General features: G+C 56.0%; 21 protein-coding genes. 9 read left to right on the top strand and 12 right to left on the bottom strand.

All coding sequences use genetic code 11. The annotated features are described in order from the left end of the window. Positions 1-68 precede the first annotated feature (68 nt). Genes RTU33_RS15255 through RTU33_RS15245 form a run of 3 tightly spaced genes read left to right on the top strand, consistent with a single transcriptional unit; the run spans position 69 to position 2,209 of the window. A complete protein-coding gene (locus tag RTU33_RS15255) occupies positions 69-1,091 on the top strand; it encodes a hydrolase (RefSeq protein ID WP_312628458.1) in 1,023 nt (340 codons plus the stop codon). Next, positions 1,088-1,306, top strand: coding sequence for a YheU family protein (locus RTU33_RS15250; RefSeq protein WP_312628456.1), 219 nt, complete (start codon positions 1,088-1,090; stop codon positions 1,304-1,306). Before RTU33_RS15255 ends, RTU33_RS15250 begins: the two co-directional genes overlap by 4 nt. Before the next feature lie 36 nt (positions 1,307-1,342). Continuing rightward, complete coding sequence (locus tag RTU33_RS15245) at positions 1,343-2,209, top strand: phosphoribulokinase (RefSeq protein ID WP_312628454.1); 867 nt, start codon at positions 1,343-1,345, stop codon at positions 2,207-2,209. A gap of 94 nt (positions 2,210-2,303) precedes the next feature. On the opposite strand, the gene RTU33_RS15240 is transcribed toward RTU33_RS15245, so the two are convergent. Continuing rightward, on the bottom strand, positions 2,304-2,708 hold the full coding sequence (locus RTU33_RS15240) for an OsmC family protein (protein ID WP_097163476.1): 405 nt from the start codon (positions 2,706-2,708) through the stop codon (positions 2,304-2,306). 306 nt (positions 2,709-3,014) lie between these two features. Between RTU33_RS15240 and crp the strand changes: the two genes are divergently transcribed. Both crp and RTU33_RS15230 read left to right on the top strand, forming a co-directional pair. Beyond that, positions 3,015-3,647 (top strand): cAMP-activated global transcriptional regulator CRP, encoded by a 633-nt coding sequence (gene crp / locus RTU33_RS15235; RefSeq protein WP_000242758.1) that lies wholly within the window; start codon positions 3,015-3,017, stop codon positions 3,645-3,647. 59 nt (positions 3,648-3,706) lie between these two features. Further along, positions 3,707-5,779 (top strand): YccS/YhfK family putative transporter, encoded by a 2,073-nt coding sequence (locus tag RTU33_RS15230; protein ID WP_312628453.1) that lies wholly within the window; start codon positions 3,707-3,709, stop codon positions 5,777-5,779. A 3-nt stretch (positions 5,780-5,782) separates the two neighbouring features. On the opposite strand, the gene RTU33_RS15225 is transcribed toward RTU33_RS15230, so the two are convergent. The 5 genes from RTU33_RS15225 to ppiA all read right to left on the bottom strand — a co-directional run bounded on the left by RTU33_RS15225 (position 5,783) and on the right by ppiA (position 9,113). Next, positions 5,783-7,000 (bottom strand): aspartate aminotransferase family protein, encoded by a 1,218-nt coding sequence (locus RTU33_RS15225; protein ID WP_312628452.1) that lies wholly within the window; start codon positions 6,998-7,000, stop codon positions 5,783-5,785. Between the two features lie 79 nt (positions 7,001-7,079). Further along, positions 7,080-7,643, bottom strand: a complete 564-nt coding sequence (gene pabA / locus RTU33_RS15220) for an aminodeoxychorismate synthase component 2 (protein ID WP_312628451.1) — start codon at positions 7,641-7,643, stop codon at positions 7,080-7,082. 31 nt (positions 7,644-7,674) lie between these two features. Further along, positions 7,675-8,277, bottom strand: a complete 603-nt coding sequence (locus RTU33_RS15215) for a putative adenosine monophosphate-protein transferase Fic (RefSeq protein WP_312628450.1) — start codon at positions 8,275-8,277, stop codon at positions 7,675-7,677. After that, on the bottom strand, positions 8,267-8,434 hold the full coding sequence (locus RTU33_RS15210) for a YhfG family protein (RefSeq protein ID WP_312628448.1): 168 nt from the start codon (positions 8,432-8,434) through the stop codon (positions 8,267-8,269). Before RTU33_RS15210 ends, RTU33_RS15215 begins: the two co-directional genes overlap by 11 nt. Before the next feature lie 106 nt (positions 8,435-8,540). Further along, positions 8,541-9,113 (bottom strand): peptidylprolyl isomerase A, encoded by a 573-nt coding sequence (ppiA, locus tag RTU33_RS15205; RefSeq protein WP_312628446.1) that lies wholly within the window; start codon positions 9,111-9,113, stop codon positions 8,541-8,543. Between the two features lie 280 nt (positions 9,114-9,393). Between ppiA and tsgA the strand changes: the two genes are divergently transcribed. Next, positions 9,394-10,578, top strand: coding sequence for an MFS transporter TsgA (tsgA, locus tag RTU33_RS15200; protein ID WP_312628445.1), 1,185 nt, complete (start codon positions 9,394-9,396; stop codon positions 10,576-10,578). Between the two features lie 9 nt (positions 10,579-10,587). Here the strand turns inward: tsgA and RTU33_RS15195 are convergent, their stop codons facing one another. Then, positions 10,588-11,904 (bottom strand): cytosine deaminase, encoded by a 1,317-nt coding sequence (locus tag RTU33_RS15195; RefSeq protein ID WP_312628444.1) that lies wholly within the window; start codon positions 11,902-11,904, stop codon positions 10,588-10,590. 241 nt (positions 11,905-12,145) lie between these two features. Here RTU33_RS15195 and nirB point away from each other — a divergent pair, with 241 nt between their 5' ends. From nirB to cysG, 3 genes are all read left to right on the top strand, one after another. Next, entirely contained in the window at positions 12,146-14,689 is a 2,544-nt protein-coding gene (gene nirB, locus RTU33_RS15190; RefSeq protein WP_312628443.1) for a nitrite reductase large subunit NirB, read from the top strand. Continuing rightward, positions 14,686-15,012, top strand: a complete 327-nt coding sequence (gene nirD / locus RTU33_RS15185; RefSeq protein ID WP_312628442.1) for a nitrite reductase small subunit NirD — start codon at positions 14,686-14,688, stop codon at positions 15,010-15,012. The genes nirB and nirD overlap by 4 nt, the downstream gene beginning before the upstream one ends. Before the next feature lie 61 nt (positions 15,013-15,073). Continuing rightward, positions 15,074-16,447: a siroheme synthase CysG gene (cysG, locus tag RTU33_RS15180; protein WP_312628441.1), complete on the top strand. Its 1,374-nt coding sequence runs from the start codon at positions 15,074-15,076 to the stop codon at positions 16,445-16,447. Between the two features lie 155 nt (positions 16,448-16,602). On the opposite strand, the gene trpS is transcribed toward cysG, so the two are convergent. The 5 genes from trpS to damX form a co-directional block, all read right to left on the bottom strand. After that, positions 16,603-17,607 (bottom strand): tryptophan--tRNA ligase, encoded by a 1,005-nt coding sequence (trpS, locus tag RTU33_RS15175; protein ID WP_312628440.1) that lies wholly within the window; start codon positions 17,605-17,607, stop codon positions 16,603-16,605. Continuing rightward, a complete protein-coding gene (gene gph, locus RTU33_RS15170) occupies positions 17,600-18,361 on the bottom strand; it encodes a phosphoglycolate phosphatase (protein ID WP_312628439.1) in 762 nt (253 codons plus the stop codon). Before gph ends, trpS begins: the two co-directional genes overlap by 8 nt. Continuing rightward, entirely contained in the window at positions 18,354-19,031 is a 678-nt protein-coding gene (gene rpe, locus RTU33_RS15165) for a ribulose-phosphate 3-epimerase (protein ID WP_312628438.1), read from the bottom strand. The genes gph and rpe overlap by 8 nt, the downstream gene beginning before the upstream one ends. Before the next feature lie 21 nt (positions 19,032-19,052). Then, positions 19,053-19,874 carry an adenine-specific DNA-methyltransferase gene (dam, locus tag RTU33_RS15160; protein WP_312628437.1) on the bottom strand — a complete coding sequence of 274 codons (822 nt, stop codon included), beginning with the start codon at positions 19,872-19,874 and terminating at the stop codon, positions 19,053-19,055. Positions 19,875-19,995: 121 nt separating this feature from the next. Further along, entirely contained in the window at positions 19,996-21,333 is a 1,338-nt protein-coding gene (gene damX / locus RTU33_RS15155; protein ID WP_312628436.1) for a cell division protein DamX, read from the bottom strand. Positions 21,334-21,360: the final 27 nt, after the last annotated feature.

Genomic DNA, 21,360 nt, shown 5'->3' with positions numbered 1-21,360 from the left:
TTTTCATAAACATCAAACCTTCCTGACGGTATAGTAGACAGGTTTTTTTCACGACAGTAGTAGGTGTAATGGCTCAGATCACCCCCATAGAGTTCGACGTCCCTCCACAAGAGAGTGACACCTTTGTGCCGATGAAAGGCATCAGCAACTGCCATTTGCAGACCATGCTGCCGCGTCTTCTTCGCCGCAAAGTGCTGTTCACGCCTCACTGGCAGCGCCTGGAGTTGCCGGACGGGGATTTTGTCGATCTGGCCTGGAGTGAAGATCCCAATCAGGCACGGCACAAACCACGCCTTGTGGTGTTTCATGGCCTGGAAGGTAGCCTGTACAGCCCTTACGCCCACGGTCTGATCAACGCGGCTAAACAGCGAGGCTGGCTCGGCGTGGTGATGCATTTTCGCGGCTGCAGCGGCGAGCCCAACCGCAAAGAGCGCATCTATCACTCCGGCGAAACCGAAGACGGCACCTGGTTCCTCTCCTGGCTACGCCGGGAGTTTGGCGAAGTGCCAACCGCCGCCGTTGGCTATTCACTCGGCGGTAACATGCTTGGCTGCCTGCTGGCGAAAGAAGGTGAGAATACGCCGCTGGATGCCGCCGTTATCGTTTCCGCCCCCTTTATGCTGGAAGCCTGTAGCTACCACATCGATAAAGGCTTCTCACGTGTGTATCAGCGCTATCTACTGAACCTGCTGAAGGCAAACGCCGCCCGTAAGCTGAAAGCCTATCCCGGTACGTTGCCGGTGGATCTCAAACGCCTGAAGAGCGTACGCCGCATCCGGGAGTTTGACGATTTAATCACCTCGAAAATCCACGGCTTCGCCGATGCGATCGACTATTACCGCCAGTGCAGTGCCATGCCTGTATTGAGCAAGATAACGAAACCGACGCTGATCATTCACGCCAAGGACGATCCGTTTATGGATCACCACTCCATCCCCGCGCAGGAAGAGCTTCCGCCGAATATTCTGTATCAGCTGACGGAATACGGCGGCCACGTCGGCTTTATTGGCGGCACGATCCGTCGCCCGGAAATGTGGCTCGAAAAGCGTATTCCGGACTGGCTGACCCGCTTTCTGGGGAAAGTGGCATGATTATCCCCTGGCAGGATCTGGCTCCCGAAACGCTTGATAATCTGATTGAAACCTTTGTGTTGCGCGAAGGCACCGATTATGGTGAACATGAACGTTCGCTTGAAGATAAAGTCGCCGATGTAAAACAACAATTGCAGCGTGGGGACGTCGTTCTGGTGTGGTCCGAACTACACGAAACGGTGAATATCCTCCCCCGCACTCAATTCCACGGCTGACTATACTCATCACTATTGCTGATTCAGGGAGTCGTCATGTCTGCCAAACACCCGGTGATCGCCGTAACGGGCTCCAGCGGCGCAGGAACTACCACCACCAGCCTCGCCTTCCGTAAAATCTTCGCCCAGCTCAACCTGAAGGCCGCGGAAGTCGAAGGCGACAGCTTTCACCGCTATACCCGCCCCGAAATGGACATGGCCATCCGCAAAGCCCGCGATATGGGTCGCCACATCAGCTATTTCGGCCCGGACGCTAACGACTTCGGCCTGCTGGAGCAGACGTTTCTCACCTACGGCCAGAGCGGGCGAGGCCAGTCACGAAAATATCTGCACACCTATGACGAAGCCGTACCGTGGAATCAGGTACCGGGCACCTTTACGCCGTGGCAGCCGCTTCCAGAACCCACCGACGTGCTGTTTTATGAAGGGCTGCACGGCGGCGTGGTGACGCCTCAACATGACGTGGCGAAACACGTCGATTTGCTGGTCGGCGTCGTGCCTATTGTGAACCTCGAGTGGATCCAGAAACTTACCCGCGATATGAGCGAGCGCGGGCATTCGCGTGAAGCGGTAATGGATTCCGTCGTCCGCTCCATGGAAGACTACATCAACTTCATTACCCCACAGTTTTCCCGCACGCATATCAACTTCCAGCGCGTACCGACAGTAGATACCTCAAACCCGTTTGCCGCCAAAAGCATCCCGTCGCTGGATGAAAGCTTTGTGGTGATCCATTTCCAGAACCTGGGCGACATTGATTTCCCCTGGCTGCTGGCGATGCTGCAGGGCTCATTCATTTCTCACATGAATACATTGGTGGTGCCGGGCGGGAAGATGGGGCTGGCGATGGAGCTGATTATGACGCCGCTGGTCGAGCGGTTAATAGAAGGTCGGGCGATATAAATTGCAAAACCTTCTCTGAAGAGAAGGTTTTTAATGTTTGCTCCCTCTCCCACGGGGAGAGGATCGGGGTGAGGGCATCAGGCCGTAGAGGGCATTACCCTTCCACCACTTCAAACGAGTGGGTGATTTTCGCCGCTTTCTCCAGCATCAGCGCCACAGAGCAGTATTTTTCCGCAGACAGATCCACCGCACGCGATACCGCAGCTTCTTTCAGATCTTTACCGGTCACGATGAAGTGCAGGTTGATGTGGGTAAACAGGCGCGGCGCTTCCTCGCGACGCTCTGAAGTGAGCTTCACTTCACAGTCCGTCACGTCATGACGGCCCTTTTGCAGGATGGAAACAACGTCTATCGCACTGCATCCCCCTGCTGCCATCAGCACCATTTCCATCGGGCTTGGCGCTTTATCCCCGGAGTTGCCGTCCATCAGGATCTGGTGGCCAGAAGCTGACTCACCGAGGAAGGTTAAGCCTTCAACCCATTTCACACGCGCTTGCATAATTGTTAACTCCAGAGTTGCAATTTTCCTGACAGATTACGCGCACATAACAAATCTCGCAACGGAAGGCGACGTGCGTCATGCTGAAGCGAGACACCAGGAGACACGCGGCAAAAGCTATGCTAAAACAGTCGGGATGCTACAGTAATACATTGAAGTAATGCATGTATGCAGAGGACATCAGACAACAGGCTGCAGTCAAATCCGACAGCCGACTTCCCAGGCACAGGGAAGGATATGAATGCAAAGCCAGTGGCAGTGTCGTGTCTGCCGCTGGAGTCAGCTTATAACAGAGGATAACCGCGCATGGTGCTTGGCAAACCGCAAACAGACCCTACCCTTGAATGGTTCTTGTCTCATTGCCATATTCATAAGTACCCCTCCAAGAGCACGCTGATTCACCAGGGTGAAAAAGCAGAAACGCTGTACTACATCGTGAAAGGCTCTGTGGCAGTACTCATCAAGGACGAAGAAGGCAAAGAGATGATTCTCTCTTACCTCAACCAGGGCGATTTCATCGGTGAGCTTGGCCTGTTCGAAGAAGGCCAGGAGCGTAGTGCATGGGTCCGGGCGAAAACCGCCTGTGAAGTGGCTGAAATTTCCTATAAAAAATTCCGTCAGCTTATCCAGGTGAATCCGGATATTCTGATGCGCCTCTCTTCTCAGATGGCACGTCGCCTGCAGGTCACTTCTGAAAAAGTAGGTAACCTTGCCTTCCTCGACGTTACCGGTCGTATCGCGCAGACGCTGTTGAACCTGGCAAAACAGCCCGATGCCATGACCCACCCGGACGGTATGCAAATCAAAATCACCCGTCAGGAAATCGGTCAGATCGTGGGCTGCTCCCGTGAAACCGTTGGCCGTATCCTGAAAATGCTGGAAGATCAGAACCTGATCTCCGCGCACGGCAAAACCATCGTCGTTTACGGCACCCGCTAAGTTCGCTTGACGGCGTATTGCTCCCGCAGTACGCCGTTTTTGTCTCTACTGCTATTGCTATGTGGCGCAGGCTAATTTATCACCCGGAAATTAACTACGCACTGCGGCAAACCCTGGTGTTATGCACCCCTGTGGCTATCGGCCTGGTGCTGGGGTATCTCAAGTACGGTCTGCTGTTCTCCTTAGTCCCGGCCTGCTGCAACATTGCCGGTCTCGACACGCCCCACAAGCGCTTCTTTAAACGCCTGATTGTTGGTGGTTCGCTGTTTGCCGGATGCAGCCTGGCGGTACAGCTGCTGCTGGCACACACCGTGCCGCTGCCCTTAATTCTGACCGTCCTGGCAATGACCCTGGGCGTTACCGCCGAAATCAGTTCGCTGCATGCGCGTCTGCTGCCCGCATCGCTGATCGCCTCGATTTTTACGTTGAGCCTCGCGGGTAACATGCCTGTCTGGCAGCCGCTGCTTATCTACGCGCTGGGCACGCTGTGGTACGGGCTGTTTAACTGGTTCTGGTTCTGGATGTGGCGCGAACAGCCCCTGCGCGAGTCCCTGAGCCTGCTTTACCGCCAGCTGGCCGATTACTGCGAAGCCAAATACAGCCTGCTGACCCAGCACACCGATCCGGAAAAAGCGTTGCCACCGCTGCTGACTCGCCAGCAAAAGGCCGTTGATCTCATCACCCAGTGCTATCAGCAGCTACATATGCTCGCCGCCAACAAAAACCACGATTATAAACGCCTGCTGCGTGCCTTTCAGATGGGGCTCGATTTACAGGAGCACATCTCCGTCAGCCTGCATCAGCCCGCCGAGGTGCAAAAGCTGGTCGAGCGTAGCCACGCCGAAGCGGTGATCCGCTGGAACGCACAAACCATCGCCGCACGTCTGCGGGTGATGGCCGATGACATTCTGTATCACCGCTTTCCGCTACGCTTTAGCATGGATAAGCAGATCGGCGCGCTGGAAAAGATCGCCCGCCAGCATCCGGATAATCCCGTCGGGCAGTTTTGCGTCTGGCACTTTGGCCGCATTGCGCGGGTACTACGCATGCAAAGACCGCTCTACCCACGCAACCTGATGGCCGATAACGAGCGACGCCTGCCGCTGTTTGCCGCGCTGAAAAGTTATCTGTCACTAAAATCAGCTGCACTGCGCAATGCGGCGCGCATCAGCGTCATGCTGAGCATCGCCAGCCTGATGGGGTCCGCGTTGCACCTGCCCAAACCTTACTGGATCCTGATGACGGTTCTTCTGGTCACGCAGAACGGCTACGGCGCAACGAGGGTACGAATTTTTCACCGCGCAGCAGGCACGCTTGCCGGGCTGACCATCGCCGGTATCACATTGCACTTTCATGCCCCTGAAGGCTACGCGCTGGCGGCCATGCTGATTATTACGCTGGTGAGCTATTTGATTATCCGTAAAAGCTACGGCTGGGCGACCGTCGGTTTTACGGTCACCGCGGTGTATACCATTCAGCTGCTGACGCTGAACGGCGATCAGTTCATTGTCGCCCGCCTGATCGACACGCTGATAGGCTGCCTGATTGCCTTTGGTGGCATGGTCTGGCTCTGGCCGCAGTGGCAAAGCGGATTGCTGCGAAAGAATGCCCAGCAGGCGCTGGAAGCGGATCAGGAAGCCATTCGCCTCATCCTCAGCAACGACCCGCAGGCACCCGCGCTGGCGTATCAACGTATGCGGGTGAATCAGGCGCACAACGCGCTGTTTAACTCGCTAAATCAGGCGATGCAGGAGCCCGGCTTCAACTCTCACTATCTGGCAGATATGAAACTGTGGGTGACGCACAGCCAGTTCATCGTTGAGCACATCAACGCGATGACCACGCTTGCGCGCGAGCACAACATGCTGACGGAAGATCTGGCGGAGCGCTATTTACAGTCCTGTGAAATTGCGCTGCAGCGCTGTCAGCAGCGGCTGGAGTATGACGAGCCGGGCGGTAGCGGAGATACGAACATCATGGAGTCAGCGGAGGCGCTGACCCACGGGCCGTTAAGCACCGTGGAGCAGCATTTACAGCGGATTCTGGGCCACCTCAGCACCATGCACACCATTTCGTCGGTGGCATGGCGCCAGCGTCCACATCATGGGATTTGGCTGAAACGCCGGGCATAAAAATCATCCAACTATCTTCTTAACCGCCGCAGCAAAGCGTTTCATCCCTTCGTCGATGTCTGCATTCTCCACCACCAGCGATGGCGCGAAGCGCATCACATCCGGCCCGGCATTCAACACCATCACGCCCTCATGCGCCGCAGCGTGCAGGAAATCACGCGCCCGCCCTTTGTACTGCGGCTTCAGCTCGGCGCCAACCAGCAGGCCCATACCGCGCACGTCGCTGAATACGTCCAGCTCAGCGTCAATCTGCTGAAGATGCTTCACAAAAAGTTCGCGTTTGGCATTCACGCCGTTCAGCACGTCCTGGGTATTGATAATATCGAACGCCGCTTCAGCCACCGCGCACGCCAGCGGATTACCGCCGTAGGTCGAACCATGTGAGCCGACATGGAATGCGCTGGCAATCTCTTCAGTGGTAAGCATTGCGCTAACCGGGAAGCCGCCACCCAGCGCTTTAGCACTGGTAAGGATGTCCGGCGTCACGCCGTAATGCTGATAAGCGAACAGCGAGCCGGTACGCCCCATGCCGCACTGCACTTCATCAAACACCAGCAAAGCCTGATGTTCGTCGCACAGCGCGCGCAGCCCTTTGAGGAACTCCGACGTGGCCGCCATAACGCCACCTTCACCCTGAATAGGCTCCACAACAACCGCACAGGTATGGTCATCCATCACCGCTTTCACCGCGTGCAGATCGTTGAACGGCACGTGAACGATATCGGCGGGCTTCGGCCCAAAGCCGTCAGAATATTTTGGCTGTCCGCCAACCGACACGGTAAACAGCGAGCGGCCATGGAACGCGTTGTGGAAAGCAATGATTTTGGTTTTGAACGGGCTGTGGCGTACGCAGGCATAATGGCGCGCCAGCTTGAAGGCCGTTTCATTGGCTTCAGTGCCGGAGTTCATAAACACCACGCGTTCGGCAAACGTGGCAGCAACAAGCTTACAGCCCAGGCGCAATGCGGGTTCATTGGTAAACACATTGCTGGTATGCCACAGCGTTTCGCCCTGAGTTTTCAGCGCTTCGACCAGCGCGGGATGACAATGCCCCAGCGCGGTCACCGCAATTCCCCCGGCGAAATCAACGTACTCTTTGCCCTGCTGATCCCAGATGCGGCTACCTTTGCCCTTCACCGGGATAAATTCTGCCGGGGCATAAATAGGCAGGATCACTTCATCAAACGTGGCACGGGTAATTGCAGCTTGTTCAGTCGCCATGACAATCCTCTTACGCAGCAATGATTATGAAAATATAATCACGAAATATGCATAATAAATCACACCATGGCAAGGCGTATTATCGCCGGAGGAAGTTTTCCAGCAGCCTGTGCCCCTGCTCACTGAGAATGCTTTCGGGATGGAACTGAACGCCCTCAAGGTCCCATTCCCGATGGCAAATCCCCATAATTTCACCGGTGTCGCTACGGGCGGTGATGTCAAAGAGAGGTGGAAGAGTTGGCGGATCGATGACCAAAGAATGGTAGCGCGTGACGGTGAGTGGGGTATTCAGTCCGCTGAAAACGCCCTGGCCGCTGTGCGTAATCGGGGAGGTTTTGCCGTGCATAACTTTTGCTGCGCGCACGATGGTGGCACCAAAGACCTGGGCAATGGCCTGATGACCCAGACAGACGCCAAGAATGGGCGTTTTGCCGGCATAGTGGCGGATTACCTCCAGCGAAATACCGGATTCATCCGGCGTGCAGGGGCCGGGAGAAATGACGATTTTAGTCGGAGCAAGCGCAGCTATTTCATCCAGCGTGATGTCATCGTTACGCCTGACCAGCACCTCTGCACCGAGCTCACAAAAGTACTGGTAAAGGTTCCAGGTAAACGAATCATAGTTATCAATAAGCAGGATCATGGCGGCTCCGGTGACATCAAACCGCGCTATTCTACCCAGTTTCCTGCGCTTCGTTGACCACTTTAGCAAACAGCGTTATTAGCGGCTGCAAATCCCCCATCGCCCCGCTCTGGTTCGCCTGGCTCCAGGCATCCGGTGAGATATCGCCCCAGTTCAGCACGTATCCGGCATGGATGGCCAGTTGCTCAAAGAAGATGCGTTGCGCCAGGCCATTCCCAAGACGGAACGGATGCAGAACATTTATTTCGCAGTAATAATGCGCCAGCCGGGCGACAAACTCCTCGCGCCCAAGCCCCGTCAGATATGCCTCTTCTTCGAGGTCACGCATCAGCGCATTGCCCTCTTTTTCAATCCAGGCGAAATGGCAGAACGGCGTGTCGCCCTGATAGATATCGACTTCCCGATATTTCCCGGCCCAGTCAAACACGTCCTGATAGAGCTGCTGGTGAATGGCGCAGAGCCAGGGCAGGCCACGAGTGGCTGGACCAAGACCCAGTGTTGCCGCACGAAGCGATGTTAACTCGTAGGCGGCCTGTTCCAGTCGGTGCGCCTCATGAATACCGAGACGATTGCGCATAACATTGAGGCCGGAATAGAGGTAAGGATCGCGATCGTCACCGATTTTATCGCTCATAGTGCCTCCGAAGTTCCTCAATGCGCGCCAGCGCCTCGTCGCTGCTCAGCGTCACTAACGGCGTGTCAACGCCTTCCAGACGGCGACTGGCCTGGAAATTAGCGTTACGGGTCTTCTCCCAGAGGCGGGATTTTTGCTTATCGGTAAGCTTTTTCATCTGGACCTCCCTGACGGTTCCCCTTTTGCCACAAGTATAAGCAGCAATTTCAGGTTACGCAGAAAGGCCAGCACAGAGCGGGCTCGGCAGCCCGCACAGGACAGATTTACGGCAGAACTTTTGCAGAGAGGATAACTATAGGTTTTGTCGGCACATTCTGGTACGGGCCAACGTCGTGAGAAGGCACCTGAGAAATCTTATCGGCCACATCCATCCCTTTCACAACTTTACCAAATACCGCATAACCAAAATCACGCTGGCCGTGATCGAGGAAAGCGTTGTCCGCCACGTTGATGAAAAACTGGCTGGTTGCGCTGTCTTTGTCGGCGGTACGCGCCATGGAGATGGTACCACGGGTATTACGCAGGCCGTTGTCGGCTTCGTTCTTAATCGGCGGGTTCGGCTGCTTCTGCTGCATCTGTTCGGTAAAGCCGCCGCCCTGAATCATAAAGCCCGGGATCACGCGGTGGAACGTGGTATTGCTGTAAAACCCGCTGTTGACGTAGTTCACAAAGTTTTCCACGGAAACAGGCGCTTTTTCGCTGTTCAGCTCAAGCTCAATATTACCGGCAGACGTTGTCAGCAGGACGTGCGGGTCGGCTTTTGCGGCCAGTGCCACAGAGGAAACGGCCGAAAGTGCAAATACAGCCGCCACGGCAGCCAGAGTAGATTTGAGCATGTGAATTCCTTAAAACGGGAACGAGAGAGTCTGCGAATCGCTTGATTCTAAAAGGCTCTCGACTCGCAGACCAGCCTTTTACTCAAGTTTACGTAACAGAAACAGTTGTAACCTGGCAGACGGCAGCCCCTGCACTGCAGGAATGTGATAGAAGTCACTTAACATTAGGAATTATTTCATCGATTTCATAATAAACATTTGCCTCGGTCACTGTTATGCATAAAATCTGTCCACCCCACGCATTGTCAATGCGTCTTACAGTTCTATTCACAGGCCAGTCATGACTAACAGCAATCGCATCAAGCTCACATGGATCAGCTTCTTCTCCTACGCCCTGACCGGGGCGCTGGTGATCGTCACCGGAATGGTGATGGGCAATATCGCAGATTATTTCCATCTGCCGGTTTCCAGCATGAGCAACACCTTCACCTTCCTGAACGCCGGTATTCTCATTTCTATCTTCCTCAACGCCTGGCTGATGGAAATCGTACCGCTGAAAACCCAGCTGCGCTTTGGCTTTATTCTGATGGTGCTCGCCGTCGCCGGTCTGATGACCAGCCACAGCCTCGCGCTGTTCTCTGCCTCGATGTTCGTGCTCGGACTCGTCAGCGGGATCACCATGTCGATCGGGACCTTCCTGATTACCCATATGTATGAAGGCCGCCAGCGTGGCGCACGCCTGCTGTTTACTGACTCCTTCTTCAGCATGGCGGGCATGATCTTCCCGATGGTCGCCGCTTATCTGCTGGCGCGCAGCATCGAATGGTACTGGGTTTATGCCTGTATCGGACTGGTTTACGTGGCGATTTTCATCCTGACCTTCGGCTGTGAATTCCCGGTGCTGGGGAAAAAAGCAGAACAGAATGCACAACCTGTCGCCAAAGAAAAATGGAGCATCGGCGTGCTGTTTCTGTCGATTGCAGCCCTGTGCTACATCCTCGGCCAGCTGGGCTTTATCTCCTGGGTACCTGAGTATGCGAAAGGTCTGGGCATGAGCCTCGGCGATGCGGGCAAGCTGGTAAGTGACTTCTGGATGTCTTATATGTTCGGCATGTGGGCGTTTAGCTTTATCCTGCGCTTCTTCGACCTGCAGCGCATTCTGACCCTGCTGGCAGGCCTCGCTACCGTCCTGATGTATCTGTTCATTAATGGTTCGCCGGACAACATGCCGTGGTTCATTCTGACTCTGGGCTTCTTCTCCAGCGCGATTTACACCTCAATCATTACGCTGGGTTCCCTGCAGACCAAAGTGGCTTCGCCAAAACTGGTGAATTTCGTCCTCACCTGCGGCACCATCGGCACCATGCTGACCTTCGTGGTCACCGGCCCGATTGTCGCCCATAGCGGCCCGCTGGCCGCCCTGCACACCGCCAACGGCCTCTACGCCGTGGTGTTCGTAATGTGCTTCGTTCTTGGCTTTGTCAGTCGCCACCGCCAGCACAACACGGCAGCAGCGACCCACTAAGGTCAGATCCTACGCCCCTTTGCGTTCCGTGAAGGGGCTGTTTCGCGTAAAGAACACCTCTTCCCCGCCGTTGTCCATCTGCACCCAGGTTTGCGCCAGCTGCGTCGTCGCAATCACTCTTCCCTGACGAATCGACCAGCGCACCGGCACCTGGCAGCGCACCGCTTCAAAGCCATTTTCCGCAGGTAAAATAATCAGGTTCGCCGTATTCCCCACTTCGATGCCGTAATCCGCAAGGCCAAACGTGCGTGCGCTGTTGTGCGTAATCAGGTTCAGCCCATCGTTGATTTGCTGATACCCCATCATCTGGCAAACGTGTAGCCCCATATGCAGTACCTGAAGCATGTTGCCGGTACCGAGCGGATACCACGGGTCAAATACGTCGTCATGACCGAAACAGACGTTAATGCCCGCGGCAAGCAGCTCTTTCACACGAGTGATGCCACGGCGTTTCGGGTAATCGTCAAACCGGCCCTGCAGATGAATATTCACCAGCGGGTTGGCAACAAAGTTGATACCCGACATCTTCAGCAGTCGGAACAGTCGCGAGGTATACGCGCCATTATAGGAATGCATCGCCGTGGTGTGGCTGGCGGTCACGCGTGGGCCAATGCCGTCTTTCAGCGCCAGCGCGGCAACCGTTTCGACAAAGCGCGACTGCTCATCGTCGATTTCATCGCAGTGGATATCGAGCGGCCGGTTGTATTTTTTCGCCAGTGCGAACGCGATATGCAGCGACTCCACGCCGTATTCGCGCGTGAATTCAAAGTGCGGGATAGCACCGACTACATCCGCCCCAAGCTGAAGCGCTTTTTCCAGCAGCACCGCGCCGTCGGGATAGGAAAGAATCCCCTCCTGCGGGAAGGCGACGATCTGCACGTCAACCCAGGGCGCGACTTCTTTCTTCACTTCCAGCATCGCTTTGAGCGCCGTCAGCGTCGGATCGGATACGTCCACATGCGTGCGCACAAACTGGATACCGTTGGCGATTTGCCACTTCAGGGTTTTCCAGGCGCGCGCTTTTACGTCTTCGTGGGTGAGCATCGACTTACGTTCCGCCCAGCGCTCAATGCCCTCAAACAGCGTCCCGGACTGGTTCCAGCTCGGCTCTCCGGCGGTCTGCGTTGTATCCAGATGAATATGCGGCTCGATAAACGGTGGAATGGCCAGGCCGCCGCGGGCATTGAGGACCTCTAAACTTTCGTGCCGGGTTTCCCCCATCGGGATAATCGAGTGGAAGCGTCCCTCCTCAATCCCCAGCTGCCACAATCCCTCGCGCCCCGGCAAACGCACGTTTTCAATCAGCCACAACGGTGTTGTACCCATTTTTATTCTCCCGCGAATCGATGCGCTGAACGCTCTGATCCAGCCGTAGGTTAAAACCCGTACTTTTTGTCTGTTATTTCACCAGAACAGAAAAGTCTGACATTTCCGAAACTTATAAAAATCCTGATAAATCAACAGACTACCCATTAAGGAGTAGATAAAGGCGTAATTGATGTATATCAATAAGTCACCATGCTGAATCGTTAAGGTAGGCGGTAATAGAAAAGAAATCGAGGCAAAAATGAGCAAAGTCAGACTCGCAATTATCGGTAACGGCATGGTCGGCCACCGCTTTATTGAGGATCTTCTCGATAAAGCCCCCGCCGATCAGTTTGAGATTACCGTCTTCTGTGAAGAACCCCGTATCGCCTACGACCGCGTCCATCTTTCATCTTACTTCTCTCACCACACGGCGGAAGAACTTTCGTTGGTACGTGAAGGGTTTTATGAGAAGCACGGCGTAAAAGTACTGGTGGGCGAACGCGCCATCACTATTAACCGCCAGGAGAAGGTGATTCACTCAAGTGCGGGTCGTACCGTGTTTTACGACAAGCTGATCATGGCCACCGGCTCTTACCCGTGGATCCCACCGATCAAAGGCTCTGAAACGCAGGATTGCTTCGTTTACCGCACCATTGAAGATCTGAATGCCATTGAAGCCTGCGCCCGTCGCAGCAAGCGCGGCGCGGTCGTCGGCGGTGGCCTGCTAGGCCTCGAAGCCGCAGGTGCCCTGAAAAACCTCGGTGTTGAAACCCACGTCATCGAATTTGCTCCGATGCTGATGGCAGAACAGCTCGACCCAATGGGCGGCGACCAGCTGAAGCGTAAAATCGAAAGCATGGGCGTGAAGGTCCATACCGGCAAAAATACTCAGGAAATCGTGCAGGAAGGCACGGAAGCGCGTAAAACCATGCGCTTCGCCGACGGCAGCGAACTCGAAATCGACTTCATCGTCTTCTCCACCGGCATTCGTCCACGCGACAAGCTGGCAACCCAGTGCGGCCTGGCAACCGGTCAGCGCGGTGGGATCATGGTGAATGACACCTGCCAAACCTCCGACCCGGATATCTATGCCATCGGCGAATGCGCCAGCTGGAACAACCGCGTTTACGGCCTGGTGGCACCTGGCTACAAAATGGCTCAGGTTGCAGTCGACCACATTCTCGGCAAAGAAAATGCCTTTGAAGGCGCAGACCTCAGCGCCAAGCTGAAGCTGCTGGGCGTGGACGTTGGCGGTATCGGCGATGCGCATGGCCGCACGCCGGGCGCACGCAGCTACGTTTATCTCGACGAAAGCAAAGAAGTCTACAAACGCCTGATCGTCAGCCCGGATAACAAAACCCTGCTTGGCGCGGTGCTGGTTGGCGACACCAGCGACTTCGGCAACCTGCTACAGCTGGTGCTGAACGCCATTGAGCTGCCTGAAAACCCGGATGCGCTGATCCTACCCGCCCATGCCGCAAGCGGCAAACCGGCTATCGGCGTCGACAAACTGCCGGATAGCGCGCAGATTTGCTCCTGCTTCGACGTGACCAAAGGCGATTTGGTCAGCGCCATCAACAAGGGCTGCCATACCGTTGCCGCGCTGAAAGCCGAAACCAAAGCTGGCACCGGCTGTGGTGGTTGTATTCCGCTGGTTACCCAGGTGCTGAATGCCGAACTGGCGAAACAAGGCATTGAAGTTAATAACAACCTTTGCGAGCACTTCGCTTTCTCCCGCCAGGAGCTGTACCATCTGATTCGCGTCGAAGGCATCAAAACCTTCGACGAACTGCTGAAAAAATACGGCAAAGGCTACGGCTGCGAAGTTTGTAAGCCTACCGTTGGTTCCCTGCTGGCTTCCTGCTGGAATGAGTACATCCTCAAACCGCAGCACACGCCGCTGCAGGACACCAACGACAACTTCCTCGCCAACATCCAGAAAGACGGCACCTACTCGGTGATCCCACGCTCCGCTGGTGGTGAAATTACGCCAGAAGGCCTGATGGTCGTTGGCCGTATCGCGCAGGAATTTAATCTCTACACCAAAATCACCGGCTCCCAGCGTATCGGCCTGTTCGGTGCCCAGAAGGACGACCTGCCGGAAATCTGGCGTCAGCTGATTGAGGCGGGCTTCGAAACCGGCCACGCATACGCAAAAGCGCTGCGCATGGCAAAAACCTGCGTCGGCAGCACCTGGTGCCGCTACGGCGTGGGCGACAGCGTCGGCTTCGGCGTTGAGCTGGAAAACCGCTATAAGGGCATCCGCACCCCGCACAAAATGAAGTTTGGCGTGTCGGGCTGTACCCGTGAATGTGCGGAAGCCCAGGGCAAAGACGTCGGCGTTATCGCGACAGAAAAAGGCTGGAACCTGTACGTTTGTGGTAACGGTGGCATGAAACCGCGCCACGCAGACCTGCTGGCGGCCGATCTCGATAAAGAAACGCTGATCAAATATCTCGACCGCTTCATGATGTTCTACATCCGTACCGCCGACAAACTGACCCGTACCGCACCATGGCTCGATAACCTCGAAGGCGGTATCGACTACCTGAAAGCGGTCATCATCGACGACAAGCTCGGCCTGAACGATCATCTGGAAGAAGAGCTGGCGCGCCTGCGCGATGCTTTCGCCTGCGAGTGGACGGAAACCGTCAACAGCCCGGCTGCGCAAACTCGCTTCCAGCACTTTGTGAACAGCAAGCAGCGTGACCCGAACGTGCAGATCGTGCCTGAGCGCGAACAGCATCGTCCGGCCACGCCGTTCGAACGTATCCCGGTCACTCTGGTGGAGGAAAACGCATGAGCCAGTGGGTAAACATTTGCCACATCAACGACATCCTGCCGCAGACCGGCGTGTGTGCGCTGCTTGGCCACGAGCAGGTGGCGCTTTTCCGCCCGTATCATGACGAGCAAATCTTCGCTATCAGCAACATCGATCCGTTCTTCCGCGCCAGCGTCCTCTCCCGCGGTGTGATCGCCGAACACAACGGTGAGCTGTGGGTAGCCAGCCCGCTGAAAAAACAGCGCTTCCGCCTCAGCGACGGTCTGTGCATGGAAGATGAAAGCCACTCCGTTGCGCATTTTGATGTGCGTGTTAAAGACGGTCAGGTACAATTAAAAGCCTGATGTCCCCTCCGGCGGCGCTCTGCCGCCGGATTTGTTTTCCCCTTCTATCGGCGAGATTCCCATGGATCACTTACCCATTTTCTGCCAGCTGCGCGATCGTGACTGCCTGCTCGTTGGCGGTGGCGATGTTGCGGAACGCAAAGCCCGACTGCTGCTGGATGCAGGCGCACGCCTGACGGTAAACGCACTCGACTTCGTCCCCCAGTTTCGCGTGTGGGCCGAAGCGGGCCTTCTGACTCTGGTCGAAGGGGAGTTTGATTCTTCGCTGCTGGATCCTTGCTGGCTGGCGATTGCCGCGACCGATGACGATGCGGTGAACGCCTGCGTCAGCGCAGAGGCCGAAAAACGCCGTATTTTCTGCAACGTGGTCGACGCGCCAAAGCAGGCGAGCTTTATCATGCCGTCAATCATCGACCGATCGCCGCTGATGGTAGCAGTCTCTTCCGGCGGCACATCGCCGGTGCTGGCACGCCTGCTGCGAGAAAAGCTCGAAGCGATCCTGCCTCAGCATCTTGGCCAGGTTGCTCACTACGCAGGTAAGCTGCGCGGGCGAGTGAAACAGCAGTTTGCGGGCATGAGCGAGCGTCGCCGCTTCTGGGAAAAGCTGTTTGTGAACGATCGCCTGGCACAATCGCTGGCAAATCAGGACGAACAGGCCATCGCTGAAACCACAGAGCGTTTACTCAGCGAACCACTGGACAACCGGGGTGAGGTGGTGCTGGTCGGCGCCGGACCGGGAGATGCCGGACTGCTGACGCTCAAAGGCTTACAGCAGATCCAGCAGGCGGACATCGTGGTCTACGACCGCCTGGTCTCCGATGACATCATGAACCTGGTTCGCCGCGATGCCGATCGCGTGTTCGTCGGCAAACGCGCGGGCTATCACTGCGTGCCGCAGGAAGAAATTAACCAGATCCTGCTGCGTGAAGCGCAAAAAGGAAAACGCGTGGTGCGCCTGAAGGGTGGCGATCCGTTTATCTTTGGCCGCGGCGGCGAAGAACTGGAAACGCTGTGCAACGCGGGTATCCCTTTCTCTGTGGTGCCAGGGATCACCGCCGCGTCAGGCTGTTCAGCCTATGCAGGCATTCCGCTGACGCACCGCGATTACGCCCAAAGCGTGCGGCTGGTCACCGGCCACCTGAAAACCGGGGCCGAGCTCGACTGGCATAACCTGGCCGCCGAAAAACAGACGCTGGTGTTCTATATGGGCCTGAATCAGGCGGCAACCATTCAGGAAAAGCTGCTGGAGCATGGCATGCCGTCGGATATGCCCGTCGCCCTGGTGGAAAACGGAACGGCCATCAGCCAGCGCGTGGTGAGCGGCGAACTGTCACAGCTCAGCGAGCTGGCGCAGCAGGTTGCCAGCCCGGCATTGATTATCGTCGGACGCGTGGCGGCACTCAGAGAAAAGCTGAACTGGTTCTCTCACCACTAAAACGCAAAAAGGCAGGTTTCCCTGCCTTTTTTCTTGCCGGATGGCGCTGAAGCACGCCCGTCATAGAAGTTAGGTTTCGCACTCAAACGTAGACCGGATAAGCATAGCGCCATCCGGCAATGCCCGTGCAGACGAAGTGCCCCGGGCAATCTCAGTTACGGTTTCGCAACAAAACCAATCGCTTTATACACCGCTTTCAGCGTTTCTGCAGCCTGCGCGCTCGCCTTCTGCGCACCGTCACGCATGATCTGCTGCAGCAGCGCTTCGTCGTTGCGGAAGCGGTGATAACGCTCCTGCAGCTCAGTCAGCATGCCGGACACCGCTTCGGCCACTTCGCCCTTCAGGTGACCGTACATTTTCCCTTCGAAGTGCTGCTCCAGCTCAGAAATGCTCTGCCCGGTGACGCCGGAGAGAATATCCAGCAGGTTGGAAACCCCCGCTTTGTTCTGCACGTCGTAGCGTACCACTGGCGGTTCGTCGCCGTCGGTCATTGCACGCTTGATCTTCTTCACCACGGATTTCGGATCTTCCAGCAGGCCGATCACGTTGTTGCGGTTATCGTCTGACTTGGACATTTTCTTGGTCGGCTCCAGCAGCGACATTACGCGCGCGCCGGACTTCGGAATGAACGGCTCAGGCACTTTAAATACGTCACCGTACAGGGCGTTAAAGCGCTGGGCGATATCGCGGCTCAGCTCCAGATGCTGCTTCTGATCTTCACCCACTGGTACCTGGTTAGTCTGATACAGCAGAATGTCGGCGGCCATCAGCACCGGGTAGTCAAACAGACCGGCGTTGATGTTTTCGGAGTAACGTGCGGATTTATCCTTGAACTGGGTCATGCGGCTCAGTTCACCGAAGTAGGTGTAGCAGTTCAGCGCCCAGCCCAGCTGTGCGTGTTCCGGCACGTGAGACTGAACGAAAATAGTGCTCTTTTGCGGGTCGATACCGCAGGCCAGATAGAGCGCCAGCGTATCCAGCGTTGCCTTACGCAGCTTTTCCGGATCCTGACGAGCGGTGATGGCATGCAGGTCAACGATGCAGTAGATGCAGTGATAGTCATCCTGCATGTTCACCCACTGACGCAGCGCACCCATGTAGTTACCAATGGTCAATTCACCGGACGGCTGTGCGCCGCTAAATACGATGGGCTTAGTCATTTTTCACTTCCTGAGTTTCACTGTGCGGGAGCCCGAGCACGGGCAACAAATCGTTAAAACGGTCAAATACGAAGTCGGGGTTGCTGTCGGCGATAGCTTCACCGTAGTTGTAGCCGTATGTCAGCCCTACAGAACAACAACCGGCCGCAGAGGCGGCAAGAATGTCATTGCGCGAATCACCAACGAACAGAAGCGCGTCCGGGGTGAGGCCAAGCTTATTGGCCACCAGCAGCAGCGGCTCCGGATGCGGCTTTTTGTTCTGCACGTCATCGCCACCGACGACAACGGAGAAGTATTTAGCGATATCTAATGCTTCAAGAATCGGTGCCACGAACGGTGATGGCTTATTCGTCACCAGCGCCAGCGGCAAACCTTTCGCATGCAGCACTGCCAGCGTTTCGGCAACTGCCGGGAACAGATAGCTGCCCTCTTCGGCAAATTCAGCATAATAGCGGTCAAACAGTTTACGCAGCACGCGCAGCTGCTCTTCCTGTGGGATATCCGCATGATCGACGGAAGGTTTTCCCTGCTGACTACGCAGCGTAGCACGCTCCTGGCGAGCCCACTTCAGCGCTCGCTCCATCAGCACATCAGCACCATTACCAATCCAGGTAATCACGCGTTCTTCGCCTGCGGTGGGCAGTTCGAGCGCGTACAGCGCGCTGTCCACCGCGGCGGTTAATCCAGGCGCGCTGTCGACCAGCGTACCGTCGAGGTCGAAAGCTACGCCCCGAATTGTTTCTGATTTACTCATGACTTACCTTTGCCAGTTCACTGCGCATTTCATCAATCACTTTCTTGTAGTCTGGCTGATCGAAGATCGCCGACCCGGCAACGAACATATCCGCACCCGCCGCCGCAATTTCGCCGATGTTGTTCGCCTTCACGCCGCCATCAACCTCCAGGCGAATATCCAGACCAGACACATCAATTCGACGACGAACTTCACGCAGCTTTTCAAGCGTGTGCGGAATGAAAGACTGGCCACCAAAGCCCGGGTTGACGGACATCAGCAGGATCACGTCAAGTTTATCCATTACGTGATCGAGGTAGCTCAGCGGCGTGGCCGGGTTCAGCACCAGCCCCGCTTTGCAGCCGTGCTCTTTAATCAACTGCAGGGAGCGATCAACATGCTCAGACGCTTCCGGGTGGAAGGTGATAATGCTGGCACCCGCCGCCGCGAAATCAGGAATGATGCGGTCAACGGGTTTGACCATCAGATGCACGTCAATCGGGGCGGTGATGCCGTATTTGCGCAGCGCTTTCAGCACCATCGGGCCCATCGTCAGGTTCGGTACGTAGTGGTTGTCCATCACGTCGAAGTGAACCACATCGCCGCCTGCGGCCAGGGCTTTCGCAGTATCTTCACCCAGACGGGCAAAGTCGGCCGACAGAATCGAAGGGGCAATCAAATACTGTTTCATCCGCATCTCCTTGAAAACGATTTATGGTGGGGTCGGGCGATACAGCGCCAGCAGTTCATCCACCTTTTTGCGCGTGCCGCCGTTGCTGCTAATGCTGCGCCGGACTTTCACTTTGAAATGTTGGGCGGCGTGATACCACGCACGCGTATCGGGCGTGTCATGGTTCGAAATTAACACTGGAATTTGGTTGCTGACCAGTTTTTCCGCCATTTCCGCCAGATGCTTTTGCTGATCTGGCGTGAAGCTGTTGGTGTGGTAAGCGGTAAAATTGGCCGTCGCGGAGAGTGGCGCGTAAGGCGGATCGCAGTAAACCACCGAATCCTGACAGGCCTTCTCCATGCACTCCTCGTAAGACAGGCACAGGAACTCGGCACTCTGCGCCTTTTGCGCAAAATGATTCAGCTCGGCTTCCGGGAAGTAAGGCTTTTTGTAGCGGCCAAACGGCACGTTGAACTCGCCTTTCAGATTGTAACGACACAGGCCGTTGTAACCATGACGATTCAGATAGAGGAACAGCACCGCACGGCGCAGCTTGTCGCTGCACTGATTGAATTCGGCCCGCAGCTGGTAATAGGTTTCAGCGTTGTTATTAGCAGGCACAAACATCGCCTTCGCCTGCTCGATATAGGTGTCAGTGCGTGTTTTGACAATGTTATAGAGATCAATCAGATCGCTGTTGATATCCGCGAGGATGTAGCGATCGTAATGGGTGTTGAGAAATACGGAACCGGCCCCGACGAAGGGCTCGATCAGACATTCACCTTTCGGCAGATGTTTTTCAATATCGTTCAGCAGAGGATATTTCCCCCCTGCCCATTTCAAAAAAGCGCGATTTTTTTTCATGCTGTCTGGCAACTTACACTTTCTCCGGCTGAGGAGAAAACGCTCCTGCAGCATCCTGCGCTTAAAAACACATTCGCCTTCAGCCCGCACTGGCAGACTGAAGGCGCTGTGTCATGTACTGCTATTGTTTCAGATCGGACTGCACCTGATGCAGCGGCTTCGCCCAAGGGTTTTTCGCCTGGACATCGGCAGGCAACGCGCTGACGGCGCGTTTCGCATCGTCTTTCGTCGCATACACACCGCTGACCAGCACATACCATGGCTGACCGTTGCGGGTGGTCTGATAGACCACGTACTTCTGGATGTTCTCTTTCTTCGCCCAGTTGTTCAGGTTGTTATAGTTTGACGAGCTGCTGAGCTGCAGAGTGTAGTGGCTGCCCGGTGCAGATTTCAGCGAGCTGACATCACCCGTTTCTTTGGCGGCGGAGCTTGCCGCAGCGGTTGCGGCTGGTGCTGGTGCAGCGGCGGTTGCCGCAGGTTTCGCCGCGCTGGCGGTGGCCGCAGGCTTCGCGGCTTCTGCCGCTGGGGTTGTTGTTTTCACAGGCGTTGCGGTAGCGGCCGTTTCAGTACGCTTAGGCTGGGTAGCCGCTTTGGGTTCGGTTGCTTTTACCGTCGCCTGAGGTTTGCTCTGCGGCTTCGGCTCAATCACTGCATGCTTACGCTCCGGACGAGTTGTTGCCGCTGGGGCACTTTCCGCCGTGTGAGTCGTCGCCTGACGAGGCGTGTTGCCGCCGCGAACAGGGGCAACCGTCGCCGGCTCAGTTGGCAGCGTTGAGTTGGCGACAGCGCCGTCAATCTGGCCCTGCTGCTGGTTCAGCGCATTGTTCAGGTCACCCTGCACTTCCACACGCTGCTGGCCTTCTGGCGCAACGGTGTTTTGGCCCTGAGTCGGGGTAGAGGAAATCGGTGGCAGAGAAACATCCTGCTGCGGATTTGTGGCAGTCTGGTTCGCAGGCGCCGTACCTGGCGCTGGCTGAGCACCATTGGCCTGATCGGTTGCCTGACCGTTGCTCTGGCCGGCTGAAGCGCTGTTATCTCCGGAAAGGTCGATGTTCTTCACATCGCTGGAGGCCTGCTCGCTGGAGGAAGACGGTGCTTTCAACGCGGAGCCAATGCCCACAATCAGCAGCAGCAGAACCAGAATACCAACACCCATCATGATGTACTGGCGGGAAGCCGGTTTTGCCGGCGCTTTTTTGCGCTTGCGTGGACGACGTTCAGGCTGCTCTTGCACCTCTTCGTCTTCTTCAGACTCGTAATACGCCTCTTCGTCATACTCTTCTTCGCGCTCTTCGCGTACTTTACGGGCACGCGCCGGGCGGCGTTCATCGGCATCAAGGTCGACGTCATCGAAGTTGATCTGCGGATCGCTTTCACGATCGGAAGACTGACGGGAACGACCAGCACGACGATCGCTGGGATCGGGTTTCAGCTCGTCTTCTGGTTTGAATTCATCCATTTAACACCCCACTAAAAGGCTTATGCT

Origin of the sequence: Scandinavium sp. (assembly GCF_032012665.1) — a bacterium.
GTDB lineage: Bacteria > Pseudomonadota > Gammaproteobacteria > Enterobacterales > Enterobacteriaceae > Scandinavium.
This window is presented reverse-complemented; position numbering and strand designations above follow the sequence as displayed.